Source organism: Paenibacillus silvestris, from assembly GCF_009882985.1.
GTDB lineage: Bacteria > Bacillota > Bacilli > Paenibacillales > NBRC-103111 > Paenibacillus_E > Paenibacillus_E silvestris.
Genome location: NZ_WTUZ01000016.1, coordinates 227337 through 245051, shown reverse-complemented (window position 1 = coordinate 245051; position 17715 = coordinate 227337). Strand labels below are relative to the sequence as shown.

Below are 17715 nucleotides of genomic sequence, written 5' to 3'. Positions count from 1 at the left end.
TCTCCCTATAAAATGGTCTGAAATGCCGTTTTATGCTCATTTTTATATTTAATACCGGATTGCAGTGTGGAGATCAGCATGATATCTCTCCAAATAAGCAAATCGGTCACCTCAGCTTGCACATTATAGGAATGAAGCAGGATGCGCCCTTTTAAATCTATCAACTTATAGATCCCCGTGTTGGCACATACGTACACGTCACCTTGATGAGAGACTAACCGGTTCAAATGCATCCCTTCAAACCGTATTTGATGGAAACCACCCATCTTATTGCCCATCACTAAACCACCGCGCGACGTAGTTCCTATCAACATTTGGTTGAACACGGCCATACTTGTCACCGCTTGATTAAGCGGAAGATCGCACCAATCCCCAGTTAATAAATCGTAGAATGCAACGCCATCCTCATATCCCAGAAATAGAAAATGTGGAGTAACCAGCATATCGAACGTTTTCTTGTCTCGATAGGCAAGTGGCTGCCACTCTCCATCATTGCCGCAAAGGAGCCCTTTGGAGGTCAGCACAAAACGATCCCCCCAACCAATCACCCGGTAGCAGGGATCACTGACAGAGGTTTGCTTCCAGACGTCATCTTCTAGCACATATAAACCAAAATTGGTTGAGGCATATAATTGGTTATCCACCCAGTCCAAGCGATGAATGCGCAAATGATCAGGCAACCCCTGAGAAGCATTCTCCCAAGAACGGAGAGGCGTGAATTGAAATACACCTTTACCATCCGTTCCGGCGTACAGGACACCATCATTTGAAGTCGTTAATGTTGTGAAACGCAGCGGCAGTAAGTCATTGCTGGACTGCCAGAATCGATTACTTTCCATGATGCTCCCCCTACTTTACATGACTAACCGGCCGGAGCAGCACGGGCAGTTATCATTTTGCATATATACTTCTGAAACTAGCTTTAGATAGTCCATGGAGCTGCTTACATCCATATCCTCCAGGGTTACCCGGTACTGCTTACCGTTCATCATATTCCATACCTGCATGCGCTCCGGCATTTTTCCAAATGCTTTATAGCAATAAACGACGGTCATATGGAAAAACATCTGCACCGCTGCCTCATTTTCTTCCATCATATATTTATGGATTACGAATGAATCCTTCGTTGGCTCCATGACTTGCATGATCATAGACAAACCCAAATTTAGCTCTTCAACCCACACATTGCTGCTTTCAAAAAGCATTAGCGGACATTCCACAGAATTTTCCCCAGTAAGTGCTTTGTACAGATGCATAAGCACACTTCGCTTAACATCCATATAGAATCCAAGTGAATCAAACTTGCGAAATTTATTCGTCCACCGACGTTCAAATAAACTCGTTAAGGTCAGGAATGTTCGAGATTTCGGTGGCAGCGAGTACCACTCGTTAATTGCATGATAAGCGGCGTACTGCGTAAGCTGTTTCCAATCCGGTTCATCCTGCCTTCTCTTACTGATTACTTGCGTATGATCCCGGATCCAACGCTCTAGTTGATAATCAGTAAGAACTTGCATGGTTCCCATGCCCGTTCCGACTTCATTTTCGTTAATCATATGTATGGGACACCCCCGTGATGTGGTTGATGGATGGCTTGAACTAATTGATAATGATTTTCAATTTCACTCAATAAATCAAATGATAATGTTTCTCATTATAACTGTCAAGTCATCTGCAAAAAAAAGTAAAAAGGAATCCCCAGCCCCTATCGCGGCCTTTTGGGATTCCCTCTTATTTCTCATATACGGCATCGTCGATGCCTGTATGTAGTCTCATTGTTTCCTCAGCCGCAAACTTGATATACAAGTTCCTCTGCATCAAGAAGTTGCGCATATAGGCTTCCAGAAACCATTTATCTGCTAATTTCCCCAGAACGCCCATAGGCGAAGTATACACGAAGAGATCGATCATTCGCGTTCCATCTTCGACAGGGACAAACTCGTGCGAGTGCTTGAAATTCTTGAAAGCTCCACGTACCTGTTCATCCACAAAATAATAAGGACGATCCATCTCCGTAATTTTCGCGGTCAGCTTCTGTTTGATCCCGAAATGAACCGCTTCCCAAGTCACAGTTTCCCCCAATTCGATGAGGCCGCTTGTCCGGCCCCCTATGGGTCTTTCCTTGGTTTGAGCGGTGGACTTGGCATGGATGTCGATGCTTCTTGCCAAGTCAAAGATCACTTCCGCTGGCGCGTTAATGAGTAGTTCAATGCGAATGGACGGCATGCCAAAGTTCCTCTGCGATTTTTTTGAAAACTAATGCTTGCTCCCAGCGATTGGAGATTTCCTTCCCATCCTGTCTGACCACCGCATAAGAAACAGGCCCCAGCTCACATACAAATGGGAAAGCGTCTCCTTCACCGGCGGTTTGAACCCAGGAGCTCATCCCTTCACGCCACCATCTGGCAAAATGCACCACCATCGGATGCTCACCATGCTCCCCGATATCCACCTGAACTTGGTTACCGTTCGATACCCGGGCATGAATGCTGGAGGTCCGCTGCAGCAGTTTGGCGAATAAATCCTCGGTTACCGGGTCTGCCCCTTCTTCACCAATCGCGGAACCGACGATGTAGTGAGATAAATCATTCGTTAGCCGCAGCTTCGGGAGTGCTTGGACATATTCGGCTGTCCTGAGCAGATCTTGCGTAACTCGCCCGCGATGTGTTTCAACGAAGAATGGGATACCTACTTCCTCCGCTTGCTGGATGAGACCTTTTAACCCTGAAATAGCTTCAGCACCTACTGTATATTGATCTAGTACTTGGGCGTTGATGTACCGAGCTCCGAATTGCTTCGCCCTCTGCAGGAAAGATGTGATATCATCTCCTGCACGTGGGAAGGGGGCCATTTGCACGCCAAAACTAAAGCTGTATTCCTGCAGCAAACGATGCCATTTGTCCACTTCTTCCACTTGCGGCAATCTTCCCAAAATACCGGTAAATCCAGCTTCCGCCAGCTTCTCGAATTTCTGTTCCATGGACCATTCGGTCTCACCGTCTCCCAGTCCAGACATCGCCCACCAGGATTGTTGAACATCTAATCGTAAATTCCTTTTAACCGTCATCATTGTCAGCCTCCCGTACGTACTCAACTTCACTCACCGAAACTTTCTTGCAAAAAGCGAATGACCTTTCTATGATGCTCTTCACTGGTTTCATGCCCAGAGAAAGGATAATCATAGATGATCTTTGAGCAGCTGAGCCGGTTATAAGCGGCATATACCGTATCTGGCATACAGACCGTGTCCTTCCAACCAACTGACATCAGCACTGGTGCCTGAATACGATGAGCAAGGTTCACGATGTCGAAATAAGCCAATGATTCTAAAGCTTGTCCTAACTTATCTGGATGGCGTTTCAAGTAAGTCGCTATCTCTGATAGGGAGCCTGTGGAATGAAGAATGCCATAATCTAGATGGCACAAATTCGGAATGTCAGCAACGACTGCCTTGATTTGAGGGCTGAGCGCTCCGGCCAGCAGCGCCATGCCGCCGCCTTGGCTTGCACCAACGGCAGCTATTCGACTCGCATCGATTTCAGGCTGCTGACCAGCGGCTTCCACGGCTCTGACTACATCCAGTGCAAGCGCCAAATAATAGCTGCGTTCCTTGCTCAGCAGGTTCTGTGTTACCCAGCCCTTCGAAGAGCCGGCATCGGCCGGAAGGAGATTGCCTGTCTCCCCAGCTTGCCCTCTGGCATCAACGGCCAGAACGGCATAGCCAAGGAGCAGCCAGACAGCGTAACGCTCTGGGAGGCCTCTGTCTCCGCCATAACCAGGGAACATAACGACACAAGGTGGTTTCGGGCTTCCGTTCGGTTTATCAGGGACGAGAAACCACGCGTTAATTGGCGTACCGTCATGGCCGAGATAAGTCAGCTTATCCATCCGCACCGAAGGAAAAAGGGGGGATTGCGGCTCTCTTAGTATCGATAGCGGCTGCTTAGAGGCTGCTTCGAGTGTGTTGTTCCAATAGGTATCGATGCTGTTCCTATCCAGTGTTGGTGCTGGAGCGTATTGCTCCAGTTCTCTTTTGCGTTTCGTGAAAGCATTCATAGCGTGACATCCTCTCCAGATCGGCAGATTTCCTCTTTATGCTACCTCTCTTAAATTATAATGTATATAGGGGTGATAAGGCACAAAACTCGTAGACTAGCGTCCCCCACTCACGCGCTCTATCAACAACCCCCAAACTACACGCACCTTGAGCGCTCTATGTTGCACTTTGTGCAACAAAAAGGTTGTTTGCGCGCACTTGTCCACTCTATGCTGCACTTTGTGCAACTATTTCGCTAAAAAGGGCTATTCCAGAGGCCGCTCTAGGTGAAATGATTGTACTTTATGCACTGAGGGTAAGGTTTTTAATGTTTATGCCGCCTCTATGTTGCAGAATGTACAACATAGATCAGTGCTCGAGAGGTATCGAGGTAGAACCCCCCCTTCTATAGCTCCTCTGCCACCGCTACAAGTCTCATTGGACGAATTCCAATGAAAACACCAACGGCACACCTAAATTGCACATTTCGTTGGATGAATTCCAATGAAACTGTAATATCAGGCGTTATATCCGTACGATTAACCGATCCCATTGGATTTCATCCAATAAAATCGGTGTTCGGGCCTTTAAATCGCTATGTCTATTGGATTTCATCCACTGGGCACAGACGATGCCAAACAAAAAAATAGCCCCAGCGGCATCAACAGCCCGCTGGGACATTACTTTTCACTCGGAATCCTTCGATTCATCCACGTTTTCATTCACATCGAGCAGCTCAACCGGTGCTTCTTTGCTTGGAGCATTGAACACTGGCGGCTTCACATCAGGCAGCACAGGCCGACTCTGCCCATACAGCTGCACGAAGATTTGTTCAATCTCATCTCCAGTCAGATCACCGCGCTTCAGCAGCTCCTCTGCAATGGTATGAACGAACCCGTCATACTCCCGAACGAGTTTCTTCACTTCCAGCATCTGATCTTTCAGCAGTTCATTAATTTTAGGACGGAGCGCCTTTAGACCCTCTGCCCTAGAACCAATAGCCAACCAGCTGAAGAGCTCGTCGCCCATTCCGACCATACCGAGATAAGCACCTGCCAGCTCCGTTGCCTGCTGGAGATCGGAAGTAACACCATTTAATTTCTTATTCAGAAATTCCTCTTCCACGGCACGAGCGGCCAGACAGACTTGAATTTCCGCCAGAATCTCGCTGTCGCTTCGGTTATAACGCTCATGCGTCGGTTTGGTGGCTGCGAGTCCAAGCGCGCCGCCCCGGCGAATAATCGTCACCTTCCACACGCGTTCATGCGGCTTCAAAAGGAACTGCGCCACCGCATGGCCCGCCTCGTGGTAGGCTACATTCCGCTTCTCATCGTCTCTCATCGAGCGAAGCGGTTGTTTGAGGCCCCACTCATAGGTCTCCATCGCAGCTCGGAAGTCTTCGTAACTAGCCAGTTGGGCACCGCGCTGATGCGCGATGACGACAGCTTCGTTCACGATGTGCTTGATTTGCGCCGGACTGTATCCGATGGAATCAAGTCCTGCCGCTTCCGGAGTGAGGGTATCGTCCTTCTTCACTTTCTTCAAATAATACTGGAAGATGTCTACCCGTCCGTCATAGTCAGGTACATCTACCCAAAGCTGCCGGTCGAAACGACCTGGACGGAGCAAAGCAGAGTCAAGCACATCAGGCAGATTCGTTGCTGCGACGGTCAATACTGCTGGACGCTCTGCTTTCTTACGTCGAAGCCCCAACGAACGGAGCATCTTGGCAATTTTGGAAGTGTCGATATTCGGCGGGTCCATCTGCAAGAGGAGTTCATTGAGCAGGCCGGAGCCTCCGCCCATGCCCATCATCCCCATCATGCCTCCGCCAGCGCCTCCTTGACGACTCATGCCGATCGCATCGATCTCGTCAATGAAGATAATGCAGGCGCCGTAAACTCTCGCGAGCTTTCGCGCCTTCCGGAAGATACCCATGACTTTCAGGTTACCTACGCCGAAGAACATGTTCTGAAAGCTCGGAGCTGAAGCGTAAGCGAAAGGCACTTGCGCTTCGTTGGCAATCACTTGAGCCAAGTAAGATTTCCCGGTACCGGGAGGTCCGCACAGCAGCAATCCTCGGATTGCCTCCCCGCCCATCTCCTTGAACTCCTGGACCCCTTTGAGCAGGGTCACAATCCGCTTCGCATTCTCAACAATTTCGGGATTCCCCCGATAATCGTCCCAGGTTGCGCCGGTCTCGCCAGGCAGTATCCAGTAGGTGCGTCCCCTGGCAAGAAACCAGAAGAGTGCTACGAACTGGATGATCATGAATAGTACTGCGAATAACAACTGGAATAACAAGCTGGCGATGGTTAACGCGGCATTCCAATAGGTCGGCCCTCCAACGAACAAAACCAAACCGATGATAATGAGGGCTGTTAGCCAGAGGATGAATTTTCGCCACCTAATCCACTGATATCTCCTCATGGCATCACTTCCTTTCCTGGGACCAACTTAAAGAAGGCCCGCTAGTTATTTATTGGAAAATTCTTTTAATATCCAATAAATATTTGAGAATGACAGCGACCCCACAGATGAAATAAAAGATCACAAGAATCCAGCCTGTGGGATCGATTGAAACTAAATTTACAAGTACATTCAAAGGTAAGACATAATAGAGGACATCTTTTAGATAACCTAATACGAAGGTAACATCGAATGCTCCTTCCCAAAACATTTTGAAGAAGGAAATCAGAAAATGGATGATCATTAATCCAAATATGGCCCATAATGTATAAATCATCCAGCCGGCAACTGTTAATATCACTTTTCACCACCACCTTCCTACATCCTATGCTAGGAATACTGACAGGTGAAGATGATATGAGATTCAGTGGGCAACTAGATTAAAACCAATATATTCTATTTATTTCATATTAAGACCGAGTGCGGTTTAAAATCAAGCATAATGTTAGGAGCCCCCCATTTATGGGTATACTGATGCAAGAATTGGAAATTTGACATGGGGAATGACAGTAAAATGCGGTTATCTATCACACAATTTTTTTGGCTTATTGCTACCATTCAAGTGTCAATGACCATTTGGTTAACCATCTCGCCTACGATCGGACGCGTCCATCAAGATGCCTGGATTTCCATCATTATCGGGGGAGGGATGGGGCTGTGGACAACGTTCGTTTCAGCGAAAATAAGCGCTCTAAATCCCGGCTTGACGTTGATCGAAGTGAACCGCGTGATTTTCGGCAAATGGCTGGGAGCCATCATTTCCTTGCTTTATATGTTGGCGTGGCTAAGCGTCACCGTTGTTATTTTGAGAGCGATGGCTCAATTCGTTCAGCTTGTGCTCTTTTTTCAGACGCCTATACAAGTGATTTGCGTAATTATGATACTCATCATGATCTATATCACACATGGCGGGGGGATTACAGCCATTGGTCGATTCAGCCTGATCGTCGGTCCGCTCTTTTATTTGATCATCCTCCTTTCATTCGTATTGAATTTACCAAATATTTCTCTCCGCTATCTGATGCCAGTTTATGCAGATCACGGTTTCGTTCCCATAATCAAAGCTTCCTTCATCCATGCTTCCTTCTTGTCGGAATCCATCTTAATCACGATGTTAATCCCTTTCATAACGAAGCCAAAGAAGACTTTGAAGGTCGCTTTGCTTGCAGTTGGGCTCCCCAGTATTGTCGTGCTGCTCGCCACATCACTTGTCATCATGACGTTCGGTCCCCATTTATCCGGTAAATTCATCAACCCGTATTTCAATATGGTCAGGTATATATCAGCCTTGGAATTTATTCAAAACATGGACGTGTGGGTTATTTTCGTATGGTTGTTTGGCGTATTCGTCAAGCTCTCCCTCTACTTATTCGTCATAAGTCACGGAACAGCGCAATGGCTTCGAATTAAGAATGCTAAGAAACTGCTTTGGATCATAGCAGCAATCGTTCTGCTTCTTGCCATTCTCCCCATCAATATCGCCGTACTTCTAACCGATTATGATGAAAAAATCTGGGCTCCTCTTATCTTCTGGCCGATCATGGTTTTCCTGCCTGGCCTTACGCTGGTTCTCAGCTTTTATAACAACAAAAAAGCAAAAGCGCCTGCTTCCTGAGCTAGGTTCTTTTGCCTTGTGCACCAACGCGTTCGATTTTAAGAACAACCTCTACGGTTACTTTTGCCTCTGGGAACAGCTGTGCCCAGTCCTTTTTTATTTTTTTCCACTGATAAGGATGCTGCCGATGAACAGCTTCTCCAAAACCGAAGACGTCCGTTTTATAAACCTTTTGGATCTTCTGAATCGATTCAATGACCGCTTGTTCGAGCTGCTTCTGCATGACATCCTGTACCATTTGCAGGCTCGTCGGAGACATTAGATCCAAATTTGTCCAATTTTCTTCGACACTGCCGATGCTGGCTAAACGAATGTGAACAGAGACTTGGTCCTGATCAACAGATGTGTTCATTTTGACGCTTAAATTCGTTTCTGTCAGCGTAATGTAACCTTTTCCTTCCGATATGTATTCTGTGAGAATCCGCTGCTTGAGCCTGTCGAGCAGGCGCAGTGTAATAAGCGACTCTTTCTCGGTCAAAAAGCCGACTAACTTCTCTTTTTTATTAAAAACCGCCAGTTTTTTTATTTCAAATAATTGTTCTGCCGCTTCTTTATCAATCGTATCGGTATCGATCACGGACAGGATGGGGCACTGAGTCTCACTTTCCTCAGCAACGATAAAATCCCTCAGCACTTTATCTCCGTTCTTACTGTATTTTTCTTGATCAACTGCTGCATTGGATGAAAACGGATCAAAGGGACTGTTCACTTTCAGGATCATCTCAGGATCTTTGCCAACGACAACAAAAGCGCTCGTTCTTAAGGACGTATCCATATTGCGCGTGTACATGTCGAGCGAATCTTCTATGCCTTCTTTAGCCAGCTCTCCTCCTATGAACAGCGCCCTGCGATGTCCGATAAATAAACGTCTGGGCAGCTTATCTTGTATCGTTTGACAAGTGTCCATCAATGTCCGGCCGGTTGAACTTACGACGATATTGCCTCTGTCCTTACCAGAACCTTGCTTGCCAGAAAAACCAATCCGAGAAGGGATCGCAATTTGGGCGCTGACCTTAACTTTGTTATCCATATCCTTTTCCAAAAAGGTCCCCATCCAGAAAGCGTAATGATTAATTTCCGTTCTGTCCCAGCACCCTGTCAGGACACAGGATAAGAGCAGGCAGACAAGCACTGAAGAAATCTGTTTCTTCATCATACAATCCCTTCTCAATTCGCTTAATTCCCATTTGGTTCACGATACAGGGTATCCCCCAATTTATTTTTATCAAAAGGTGCCAAGGGAAATAAATAGGGAACGCCAAAGGATTCCAGCTTGCACAAATGGATTAAGATAGCAATCGTCCCTGTTGCAATGCCATAGAAACCCAACGTGCCTGACAAGCCTAGCAGAGGGAATCTCAACAACCGGAATGGTAAGCTAAGACTGTACCTGGGTATTGCGAAGGAAGCAATGCCTGTACTCGCTACAATGATAACAATCGGCGCGGAAATAATACCTGCCTGGACAGCGGCCTCCCCAATGACTAACGCCCCGACGATGGAGACGGTAGAACCAACAGCCTGAGGCAGCCGCAGGCCTGCTTCCCTAAGACCTTCGAACATAATCTCCATGATAAAAGTTTCTATTACCGTCGGAAAAGGGATTCCTTCTCGAGCCGCGGCGATGCTGATCAGCAAATTCGCAGGAATCATCTGGGGATGAAAGGTCGTTAACCCGACATAAAAAGACGGGAGCAACAGAGACATAATGAATAAAAGAATCCGGATGATGCGCACACCTGACACATAGAGGAACCTCTCGTAATGGTCATCTGCCGCTTGAAAGCCTGACCAAAAGGTCATGGGAGCAAGCAGCGCATTGGGCGAACCATCAACCAAGATACCCACTTTTCCTTCCATTAAGCTAGCTGCAACCGTATCAGGTCTTTCCGTATTTTGAATTTGCGGAAAAAGGGAGTACGGCGTGCCTTCTATCTGCTCTTCGATGTAATTGGAATCCAGAATCGCTTTGGATTTGATGCGGCTGAGCCGGGCTTTGATCTCAGTCAATAGATCAGGATCAACTTCGTCTTCCATGTAAGTAATCACTACGCGGGTTCGCGTCGTTTCTCCAAGCTCGATGGGCTCCATCTTCAGCTTAGGTGAATTAATTTTACGACGAATCATGCTTGTATTAATCCGCAAAACTTCAGTGAAACCTTCCCTCGGCCCACGAATAGAGGCTTCAATGACAGGCTCATCCACGCTGCGGTGCTGAAAGTCGACCAGATTAATCAGCATGGCACTCGGTTCATTCTCAAACAGAAGTGCGGAGTCACCGTACAAAATACTTTGTACGATGCTGTCCATATTCGTCACTAACTTCTGTGGTGCCACGGCAAAAAGCTGGTTTTTCAGCTCATCCGAATGAATCCCCATAGCATGATGGCTGGAATCAAGATAAGGCTTGATAATGAGCTTTTCTATTTCCAGTGTATCAGCCAAACCATCCAAATAAATAAGTACGGCTCTGCCAGACTGATTCGGAAAATGCAGCTGCCTAAATACAATATCAGAACACTTCTCAAAAATTTGTCTAAGCCGCTTCTCATTTTCTTGCAGATCAGAGCTCATGGCCATTTCGCCAAGTGTACTCGGGGGCGGTGCTTGATGGGCGTTTACCGATGATTTCCGTCTAAATCGTATAAAAGACAACGCACGATCCCCCTAAGTGAAGCAGCCTATTTTTAGTATTCGGCGGAGTGGTCATTTTATACAGATTTTCAAGCATTGTTGTGTAATGAAAAAGGCTGAGCAGAAATAACATTCTGCCCAACCTTTAGATTCACTCGAAAAATGATGCATTTTTCATAAAAATAACATCGATTTTCTCATGTAATGGACCGTCTTGTTCCGTTCTTTCCTTCAGCTCCAACCACTCTGGATCTTCGAAAAAGGCTTGGAAGTTTCGTTCACGTGCTTCCGCATCCGAATGTTCAAGCACATAATACAACCGTTCTTTCGTCTCGTCAGCGTCTACCCAGAAATTCGTAACCTTCATATCATGTTTAGCAAAAATGCTGATCGTCCCGTCCCGAAACCGATTCAATATCGCTTCCATGCGCCCGGGAGTTACATCGTATATCCGCAGTTCGTATATCATAAACGTCATCCTCCTGATGAAAGATTATTTATAGCTTACCACTGACCAGCATTTTGACCGCCATCGACATGAAGAATTTCACCAGTCACGAATTGTGCTGATTCCAGATATAGAATGGCGTCAACAATATCCTGAACCTCGCCCATTCGGCCCACTGGGTGCAATTGAGCTAAATAATCATGTGTCTCAACCGCATGCATCGGTGTTTTCATAACCCCTGGTGCGACAGCATTCACGCGGATCCCCTTGTCCGCATACTCAATCGCCAGCGATTTGGTTGCCGCGTTCAGGCCTCCTTTGCCTAGCGCAGTAAGTACAGATGTCACGGCTTTCATAGGCTGGTCAGCACCTCCGCTTGCCGTAATATTCACGATGTGGCCGGAACCAGCTTTCAGCATCTCGGATACCGCGCGTTTAGTGACATAGAAGAATCCTTTCACATTCGTTGATAGGACCGATTCAAATTCGTCTTCAGTAGTATCTGTGAATGGTTTCGCAATAAAAATACCTGCATTATTAATTAATGTGTCGATGCGTCCAAAGCGTGAAAGGGTTTCGCTGATTAAACGTTCAGCCGTTTGGGGATCTGCAATGTCACCTGCAACATACCCGACGTTTGCGCCTGTTGGATCGATCTCTTTTGCAGTCTCTGCCAGCTCTTGTTCGCGGCGGCCATTGATGACTACTTTAGCCCCTCGTTTAACTAGCTCAATTGCTGCTGCTTTCCCCATACCGCTGCTTCCACCTGTGATGACTACGACTTTATTTTGTACACTCATTTGTATAATCTCCTTTGTTTGACTACCTATTAAAAGGTAGATATTATTGTAATAAAAATGTGATGGGCTGATCTACTCGTTCATCATATAATAATTCGATTATCCTGCATAATACAGAATCGAGATATTCAGTATCTCATTTCAGTATATCTAAAGTGAGAGGCCCTTATGCAAGGGGAGACGGCGCCGTTCAGCGCCACTCGGCGGTTCACTACGTGAACGTCTATGCCTTGAGGCGATCCATTGGCTGCTCAGTCCCGCAGGGCGATCCTTCTTCCCCGCCACGCGACTGAAATAGCTGGAAAAACTACCGCTAATCCATGCCGCGTCAGCCCTGAGAATGCAATAGCTGGAGAAACTCCAGCTAAATTGTCTGTAATATCGAAAAGTTCGAAAAAACCGCCTGATTAGCGGTAGAAATTCCAGTTATTTGCATAAACTCAGGGAAAACCAGGAAAATAACTGGAGTTTTCGGCGTTAATTCCAAAGCCATTGAGCCACTATATAGCGTAGTGCCACACTAGCACACTGCATTGCCACCTGCAGGCAGTAAGTAATGGTGCAATCCGCTACATAGCCGCTATGCGCCATGGAGGGATCCGTTGCACCCCACTGCGCCCCCTTGCACAACCGTCATTCCCACAGGTCCATTTAAGTAACTGGCTTCAACTGTTTCCGGTCAGCACGGCCAATGCCCAGCGGCAGACTCACCGCCCCCAAAAGTACAATAAATGCAGCTCCGATTAGAGCTGTAAGATAGCTGCCATTGCCTGAGATCAAATGACCCGCGATAAGCGGCCCGATGATTTGTCCCAAGCCAAAGAAGGTCGTCAGCAATCCGATTATTTTCCGGTTATTCTGCGGATATATATCCTTCGCAAAAGAAACGGTCAGCATCGTAATCCCCATAAAGGTTGCCCCGAACAGGAAAGCGCCTGCGAATACGGCCGCTGAAGAATGAATAAGAACCGGAATCGCAATGCTAATGGATTGTACAATCATTGAGACGGTCAACGTCCACTTTTTCCCCCAGCGAGAGGCAAGCATCGACCATACGATGCACGAAGGTGCGCCTGCGATACCAACCAAAATCCAGCTTAGCGATGCAATATTCGGAAGGTTCGAGACCGTCTTCGCGTAAGCTACAAGATAAGTCCCGGTGACAATGTAACCCAAGCCTTCTAAGCCATAGGCAATCATTAGCCATATCAAAATCCGACGACGAACGCCCGAAGCTTGCTGGTTGCTTGGTGATATTGCCGCATTCGTACCAGACTGCTTGTCTCGCAACAAATACCAGGCTGCCAGACCAATGATCAGACTGATCAGACCTAATCCTTTCCATACGTCGATCCAATCCCCGCTCTTCGCCAGCAGTGGAACTGAAAATCCCGTCAGAAGAATGCCCGCTCCTACCCCGCCATAGAAAATGCCAGCTTGCTTGGTCGATATACGCTCCATGACCATGCTCGAAGCAATGACGAACACAACCGCACTGGCTAGGCCAGACAAGAATCGAAGCAAGAGCCAGATCTCTAGACTGTGGAATTCCCCCATTCCCCAGGTCGTTGCTATACTGCCAATTAAACCGAGAAGCAGCAGCCTAGATCGGTTGTTCACTTGTACTAGGGTCAGAATAAACGCTCCGACCAAATATCCCAAATAATTGCTTGAAGCCAGATAACCCGCACCGGCTGGAGAGAACAGATGGTTTTCCATCATCATCGGCAGGATCGGTGTAAAAGCGAATCTTCCGATTCCCATAGCTACCATCAATGCCCCAATGCCTCCGAGCAGCACAATAACCGTGTTTCTTTTCATACGCGTTCCTCCCTTGATTATTTTTTGGACGGCCTATTCATGATACTGTGATTATTGTTGTCCTGCATAATACAGAATGATGATGTTAGTTATCCTGAATTCAGATAGCTAAAATTAGAAAAAACCGCCAGGGAACTTCCCTGACGGTGCTTGTATTCATGTCTGTGGGGGGAATGGCGACCTCCTAGAAAATCCGCTGCTTCCATCCCAACAGTTTAGCAATCGACTCCACATAATAGTAATCGCCGTAGATAAGCGACACGTTCACGTTCTGCCCAGCCGGCTTGTTCCCGGTACCTTCCAGCAAAATAGCCTGATGTTCCGGTTGATCCCACGTACCGTAATTCTGCGTCAGCGACAGCAGTATGCGCTCCGCGGCGCGGCGGTACACATTGCCTTCGATAGCTGGCAAGAACTCCGCCAGCTCAATCAACCCAGATGCGGCGCAAGTAGCCGCCGATGTGTCCCTAGGCTCGTCCTCCAGCGATTCCGCCGCACGGAAATCCCAATGTGCCACGTTGTCCTCCGGCAGGCACGCCAGGAAATAATTCGCGACACGCTGCGCCGCACGCAAGTAACGCACTTCTCCCGTGTAACGGTAGACGTTCGCCAGACCATGCAGCGCCCACGCGGCTCCGCGGCTCCAAGCGGACAGCGGTCCAGCACCCTGACCGCCCAAAGATTCAATCAGCTCGCCTGTCTTCGGATCGAAGCTCAGGATATGATTGACCGATCCGTCTTCGCGGACAAACTTGTCAACGACCGTATCCGCATGGGCCCGAGCGATTTGCTCGAAGCGCGGATCGCCTGTCATTTCCGCTGCCCAGAAGAGGATGGACAGGTTCATGGTCGAGTCGACGATGGCCCAGCCAATTTTCTCCTGATTCCATGCACGAAGGAAGCTGCCAGCCAGATTAAATCGGCCAGCCAAGAAATTAGCAGCCTGCAGACCGCGGCGCAATCCGTCACTGTCACCTGTCAATTTATGCTTAATGACGGCTGTAGGCAAGTACTGAAAGCCCACATCGTGATGAAAGTTGTTGGTCCGAATGCTGGCTTGCTCCAGCTTCTCGTCCCATTTCCACGCGGCTTCCTTATAATGCTCTTTACCTGTCACATCATAAAGAATCCACAGAATGCCCGGCCAGAAACCGGATGTCCACCAATCAATCCGCATGTCATCATAAAGTCCATCTTCCTTGGCTACATGTGGGGACTTCTCTCCAAGCTGCTCGATCATCCGATCCACTTTTACCTGCAGCGCTTCCCATACCTGGGGCATGATTTCTTCAAATTTCTGAGCACTCGTCCATGTTGCTGTTTGATTTACACTCATCGTTTTGACCTCCTATTCATGGTTTGAAGCTTTAACTACAACTACCTTGGTAACGGTAGGCATTCCCTCGCAAGCTGCACTGATAACAGAGGTATAATGACGCTCATCTCGGCCGCCGCCAGGCTTCGAAGCAAGAGATGAGGCTGGGCCGCCTGCACTTACAAAATCCGTCACCGTAATTCCAGCTGGTAAGCCGCCATACGGATCGATATAAATACCTGCCCGCCCTGATGCAAGTTGGGTAAGCCGCGAACCATGGATCGTGCCCAAGTTATCCAGCAGCTTCCCGTCACCAGCTAGTCCAAATCGCACAAAAGCCGCCGCATCCGGGCAAAATACACCCGCAGCATCGTACGCGAGTACTTCTGCGTATACTCGCCCGTCTTCCAACGTTTCTGTCGTCAGCTCCAGCTGGACCGGCTCTCCCCAAGACTCCGTTTGATAATGAAAGCTCAGCTCGTCACTCACAACAATGCCGTTACGAACCGCCTCCGCACGCAGGTGGTTCTCCCCAGGACGCAGTTCCGTCTCCCAACGCAAGCCTGCGCATGGGAAATCCTGCGAGTCGCGCCGCTTCACGCCAAGACTCTCGCCATTGAGGAACAGTTCCACTTCCTCCGCATTGGCATACATTTTGATCATCTTCCGTTCGCCTTCAGCTCCCCAGCGTACCGGCATGGAATGACCGTATAGGCGCACCATCGGTTTCTCCGACCAATAGGATTGGAAAACATAATAAGCTTCTTTCGGCGTCAGATCCCGCTCGACGATCCCTTTCATATTCAAATAAGGAATAGGCGAATCCGGCCGCACTGGCGTTGAGAAATCCTTAAACGACCACTGCGCGGCTCCTGTCAACCAGCTCATAGTCTCTTGCGATTTCAAATACCAATCGATCATTTCACAGAAATAGGTCTCGGACCAATCGCCATCACGAGACACGCGCGGCTCGCCGCCGGTCAGCAAGTAGTCGCCATCACGCTCGTCTGTTGCACCTTCGGCTTGCTTCATAAATGTGAAGCCCGTGTAGGTTTCCTCGACATGCCGCGTCGGCAAATTATCAGCGCCCCATTCCATGTGGAAAAAGGAATCCACATTCTCGAAGGCTGCTTTGCTGCTTGACTCATAGTCCGTATAGACACCGCGATACCAACCTGCCCATATGGAAGGCGAATACACATCAATGATGTCCTTGCAAAATTCACAGCGGCGAATCGACGTTAGTCGGCTTGGGTCCAGGAGATGAGAAAGCTCATGCAGTTCTTTCATGAAAGCACGGATTTCCTGCTGATCGAAGTAATCAAAATCGCATTCCCAGTCGTTCTCATTCCCTAATCCCCATAGGATAATTGACGGGTGGTTGTAATGCTGTTCAATCATCGCTGTGAGCATGTCGATACACTGTTCACGATAAGCCGGTCCGCCAAGACCGCCGCGGCACCACGGAATCTCTTCCCAGACGAGGAGCCCAAGCTCATCGCATAAGTCGAGCACGATTCGTGATTGTTGATAGTGGCCAAGGCGGATGAAATTAGCGCCCATATCTTTGATCAACTGCATTTCTTCACGAATCAAATCCTCGCTCATCGCTGCGCCTACGCCAGCATGATCTTCATGGCGATGTGTTCCGCGCAGCAGAAGACGTTCACCATTTAGCTTAAATGGCCCCTGCTTTACAAATTCAAAACTGCGAAAACCAAAGCGTTCTGTCACCACAGTTTCGCCATCTTCACAAACCAGCGCCACGGAGCAGTCATATAAGTTCGGCTCTGTCACTGACCATAGATGTGGCTGAGGAACTTCCAAAGCAGCGAGCTCCTTCTCCCCTTGCCAAGCAGGTAACGTGACTTCAGATTGCCCGATAACAGCGCCATCCTGCTGCTTTACCGTGATTGTCAAAGTCACATTGCCAGCAACCGCTTCCGGATTGTATAGCTTAGCACGCACTTTGATTTTCCCGTTGTCTGCTTTTCCACCAGTAATCTCATCCAGATCAGTTAGCACATGCACGCTGGACAATGAAATTTGTGGTACATAAACAAGATTCAAATAGCGGTACACCCCGCCATACAGATTGAAATCGCTTGCATCAGAAGGAATGGTCTCTAGCTCCCTGCTGTTATCACAGGCAATTGCAACTGGAACCTGTCCGGCATAACGCTCTATTCCCTTAGCCCGCTGAGCGGCATCCGTGATGTCAACGGTAAACTCATCGTAACCGCCAAGATGCGAATCCACCTTTTCCGTGTAAACATACACATCCGTTCGCTGTCCTGCACCTTCGAAATGCAGCAGTGTTCTCCCCTGCAGATACGGGTTATCGACCGCAAGCCGACTGCGGTACCAGCCTTGTCCTTGATAGTACTTACTGTCCGGGTCCATGACATCGTACCCATTGTAAGTGTGGGGAAGCGTGACCGTTTCCCACGGCACGTTATAGTGATTTTGCAGTTTATCTCCCCGCCATACCTCCCAAGCACCGCCTAAGGATCCGCGATAATGCTCCCAATTTTCGTTTAACCTGCGCTTTTTCATGAACCCGTCGTTCCTCCTCTA

16 protein-coding genes are annotated in these 17715 nt (G+C 48.2%); 1 reads left to right on the top strand and 15 read right to left on the bottom strand.

Features of this window, described 5'->3' with window-relative positions:
• Positions 1-5: 5 nt before the first annotated feature.
• The 8 genes from GQF01_RS13880 to GQF01_RS13845 form a co-directional block, all read right to left on the bottom strand.
• Positions 6-839 carry a hypothetical protein gene (locus GQF01_RS13880; RefSeq protein ID WP_161407354.1) on the bottom strand — a complete coding sequence of 278 codons (834 nt, stop codon included), beginning with the start codon at positions 837-839 and terminating at the stop codon, positions 6-8.
• Positions 840-854: 15 nt separating this feature from the next.
• Positions 855-1556: a hypothetical protein gene (locus GQF01_RS13875; protein ID WP_161407353.1), complete on the bottom strand. Its 702-nt coding sequence runs from the start codon at positions 1554-1556 to the stop codon at positions 855-857.
• A 175-nt stretch (positions 1557-1731) separates the two neighbouring features.
• The gene (locus GQF01_RS13870) at positions 1732-2226 is read right to left on the bottom strand and encodes an SRPBCC family protein (protein WP_161407352.1); all 495 of its coding nucleotides are present in this window, start codon (positions 2224-2226) and stop codon (positions 1732-1734) included.
• On the bottom strand, positions 2207-3070 hold the full coding sequence (locus GQF01_RS13865) for a sugar phosphate isomerase/epimerase family protein (protein WP_161407350.1): 864 nt from the start codon (positions 3068-3070) through the stop codon (positions 2207-2209). Before GQF01_RS13865 ends, GQF01_RS13870 begins: the two co-directional genes overlap by 20 nt.
• A 26-nt stretch (positions 3071-3096) precedes the next feature.
• A complete protein-coding gene (locus GQF01_RS13860; RefSeq protein ID WP_161407349.1) occupies positions 3097-4056 on the bottom strand; it encodes an acetylxylan esterase in 960 nt (319 codons plus the stop codon).
• Positions 4057-4561: 505 nt separating this feature from the next.
• Positions 4562-4717 carry a hypothetical protein gene (locus GQF01_RS13855; RefSeq protein WP_161407348.1) on the bottom strand — a complete coding sequence of 52 codons (156 nt, stop codon included), beginning with the start codon at positions 4715-4717 and terminating at the stop codon, positions 4562-4564.
• 6 nt (positions 4718-4723) lie between these two features.
• Positions 4724-6466 carry an AAA family ATPase gene (locus tag GQF01_RS13850; RefSeq protein WP_161407346.1) on the bottom strand — a complete coding sequence of 581 codons (1743 nt, stop codon included), beginning with the start codon at positions 6464-6466 and terminating at the stop codon, positions 4724-4726.
• Between the two features lie 49 nt (positions 6467-6515).
• Positions 6516-6806 carry a hypothetical protein gene (locus GQF01_RS13845; RefSeq protein ID WP_161407345.1) on the bottom strand — a complete coding sequence of 97 codons (291 nt, stop codon included), beginning with the start codon at positions 6804-6806 and terminating at the stop codon, positions 6516-6518.
• Between the two features lie 213 nt (positions 6807-7019).
• Here GQF01_RS13845 and GQF01_RS13840 point away from each other — a divergent pair, with 213 nt between their 5' ends.
• The gene (locus GQF01_RS13840) at positions 7020-8120 is read left to right on the top strand and encodes a GerAB/ArcD/ProY family transporter (protein WP_161407344.1); all 1101 of its coding nucleotides are present in this window, start codon (positions 7020-7022) and stop codon (positions 8118-8120) included.
• 1 nt (position 8121) lies between these two features.
• On the opposite strand, the gene GQF01_RS13835 is transcribed toward GQF01_RS13840, so the two are convergent.
• From GQF01_RS13835 to GQF01_RS13805, 7 genes are all read right to left on the bottom strand, one after another.
• A complete protein-coding gene (locus GQF01_RS13835) occupies positions 8122-9276 on the bottom strand; it encodes a Ger(x)C family spore germination protein (protein ID WP_161407343.1) in 1155 nt (384 codons plus the stop codon).
• A 20-nt stretch (positions 9277-9296) separates the two neighbouring features.
• Positions 9297-10700 (bottom strand): spore germination protein, encoded by a 1404-nt coding sequence (locus GQF01_RS13830; protein WP_161407450.1) that lies wholly within the window; start codon positions 10698-10700, stop codon positions 9297-9299.
• 205 nt (positions 10701-10905) lie between these two features.
• A complete protein-coding gene (locus GQF01_RS13825; protein WP_161407341.1) occupies positions 10906-11223 on the bottom strand; it encodes an NIPSNAP family protein in 318 nt (105 codons plus the stop codon).
• Positions 11224-11258: 35 nt separating this feature from the next.
• The gene (locus GQF01_RS13820; RefSeq protein ID WP_161407340.1) at positions 11259-12002 is read right to left on the bottom strand and encodes an SDR family NAD(P)-dependent oxidoreductase; all 744 of its coding nucleotides are present in this window, start codon (positions 12000-12002) and stop codon (positions 11259-11261) included.
• Between the two features lie 651 nt (positions 12003-12653).
• Positions 12654-13823, bottom strand: coding sequence for a YbfB/YjiJ family MFS transporter (locus tag GQF01_RS13815; RefSeq protein ID WP_161407339.1), 1170 nt, complete (start codon positions 13821-13823; stop codon positions 12654-12656).
• 184 nt (positions 13824-14007) lie between these two features.
• Complete coding sequence (locus GQF01_RS13810; RefSeq protein ID WP_202556332.1) at positions 14008-15159, bottom strand: glycoside hydrolase family 88 protein; 1152 nt, start codon at positions 15157-15159, stop codon at positions 14008-14010.
• 12 nt (positions 15160-15171) lie between these two features.
• Positions 15172-17694 (bottom strand): glycoside hydrolase family 2 TIM barrel-domain containing protein, encoded by a 2523-nt coding sequence (locus GQF01_RS13805; protein WP_161407338.1) that lies wholly within the window; start codon positions 17692-17694, stop codon positions 15172-15174.
• Positions 17695-17715 lie beyond the last annotated feature (21 nt).

Excerpts from the sequence above, each read along its gene's own strand:
- GQF01_RS13880 (WP_161407354.1), bottom strand. The coding sequence starts at position 839 with ATGGAAAGTAATCGATTCTGGCAGTCCAGCAATGACTTACTGCCGCTG.
- GQF01_RS13875 (WP_161407353.1), bottom strand. The coding sequence starts at position 1,556 with ATGATTAACGAAAATGAAGTCGGAACGGGCATGGGAACCATGCAAGTT.
- GQF01_RS13870 (WP_161407352.1), bottom strand. The coding sequence starts at position 2,226 with ATGCCGTCCATTCGCATTGAACTACTCATTAACGCGCCAGCGGAAGTG.
- GQF01_RS13865 (WP_161407350.1), bottom strand. The coding sequence starts at position 3,070 with ATGATGACGGTTAAAAGGAATTTACGATTAGATGTTCAACAATCCTGG.
- GQF01_RS13860 (WP_161407349.1), bottom strand. The coding sequence starts at position 4,056 with ATGAATGCTTTCACGAAACGCAAAAGAGAACTGGAGCAATACGCTCCA.
- GQF01_RS13855 (WP_161407348.1), bottom strand. The coding sequence starts at position 4,717 with ATGTCCCAGCGGGCTGTTGATGCCGCTGGGGCTATTTTTTTGTTTGGC.
- GQF01_RS13850 (WP_161407346.1), bottom strand. The coding sequence starts at position 6,466 with ATGAGGAGATATCAGTGGATTAGGTGGCGAAAATTCATCCTCTGGCTA.
- GQF01_RS13840 (WP_161407344.1), top strand. The coding sequence starts at position 7,020 with ATGCGGTTATCTATCACACAATTTTTTTGGCTTATTGCTACCATTCAA.
- GQF01_RS13835 (WP_161407343.1), bottom strand. The coding sequence starts at position 9,276 with ATGATGAAGAAACAGATTTCTTCAGTGCTTGTCTGCCTGCTCTTATCC.
- GQF01_RS13830 (WP_161407450.1), bottom strand. The coding sequence starts at position 10,700 with ATGGCCATGAGCTCTGATCTGCAAGAAAATGAGAAGCGGCTTAGACAA.
- GQF01_RS13825 (WP_161407341.1), bottom strand. The coding sequence starts at position 11,223 with ATGATATACGAACTGCGGATATACGATGTAACTCCCGGGCGCATGGAA.
- GQF01_RS13820 (WP_161407340.1), bottom strand. The coding sequence starts at position 12,002 with ATGAGTGTACAAAATAAAGTCGTAGTCATCACAGGTGGAAGCAGCGGT.
- GQF01_RS13815 (WP_161407339.1), bottom strand. The coding sequence starts at position 13,823 with ATGAAAAGAAACACGGTTATTGTGCTGCTCGGAGGCATTGGGGCATTG.
- GQF01_RS13810 (WP_202556332.1), bottom strand. The coding sequence starts at position 15,159 with ATGAGTGTAAATCAAACAGCAACATGGACGAGTGCTCAGAAATTTGAA.
- GQF01_RS13805 (WP_161407338.1), bottom strand. The coding sequence starts at position 17,694 with ATGAAAAAGCGCAGGTTAAACGAAAATTGGGAGCATTATCGCGGATCC.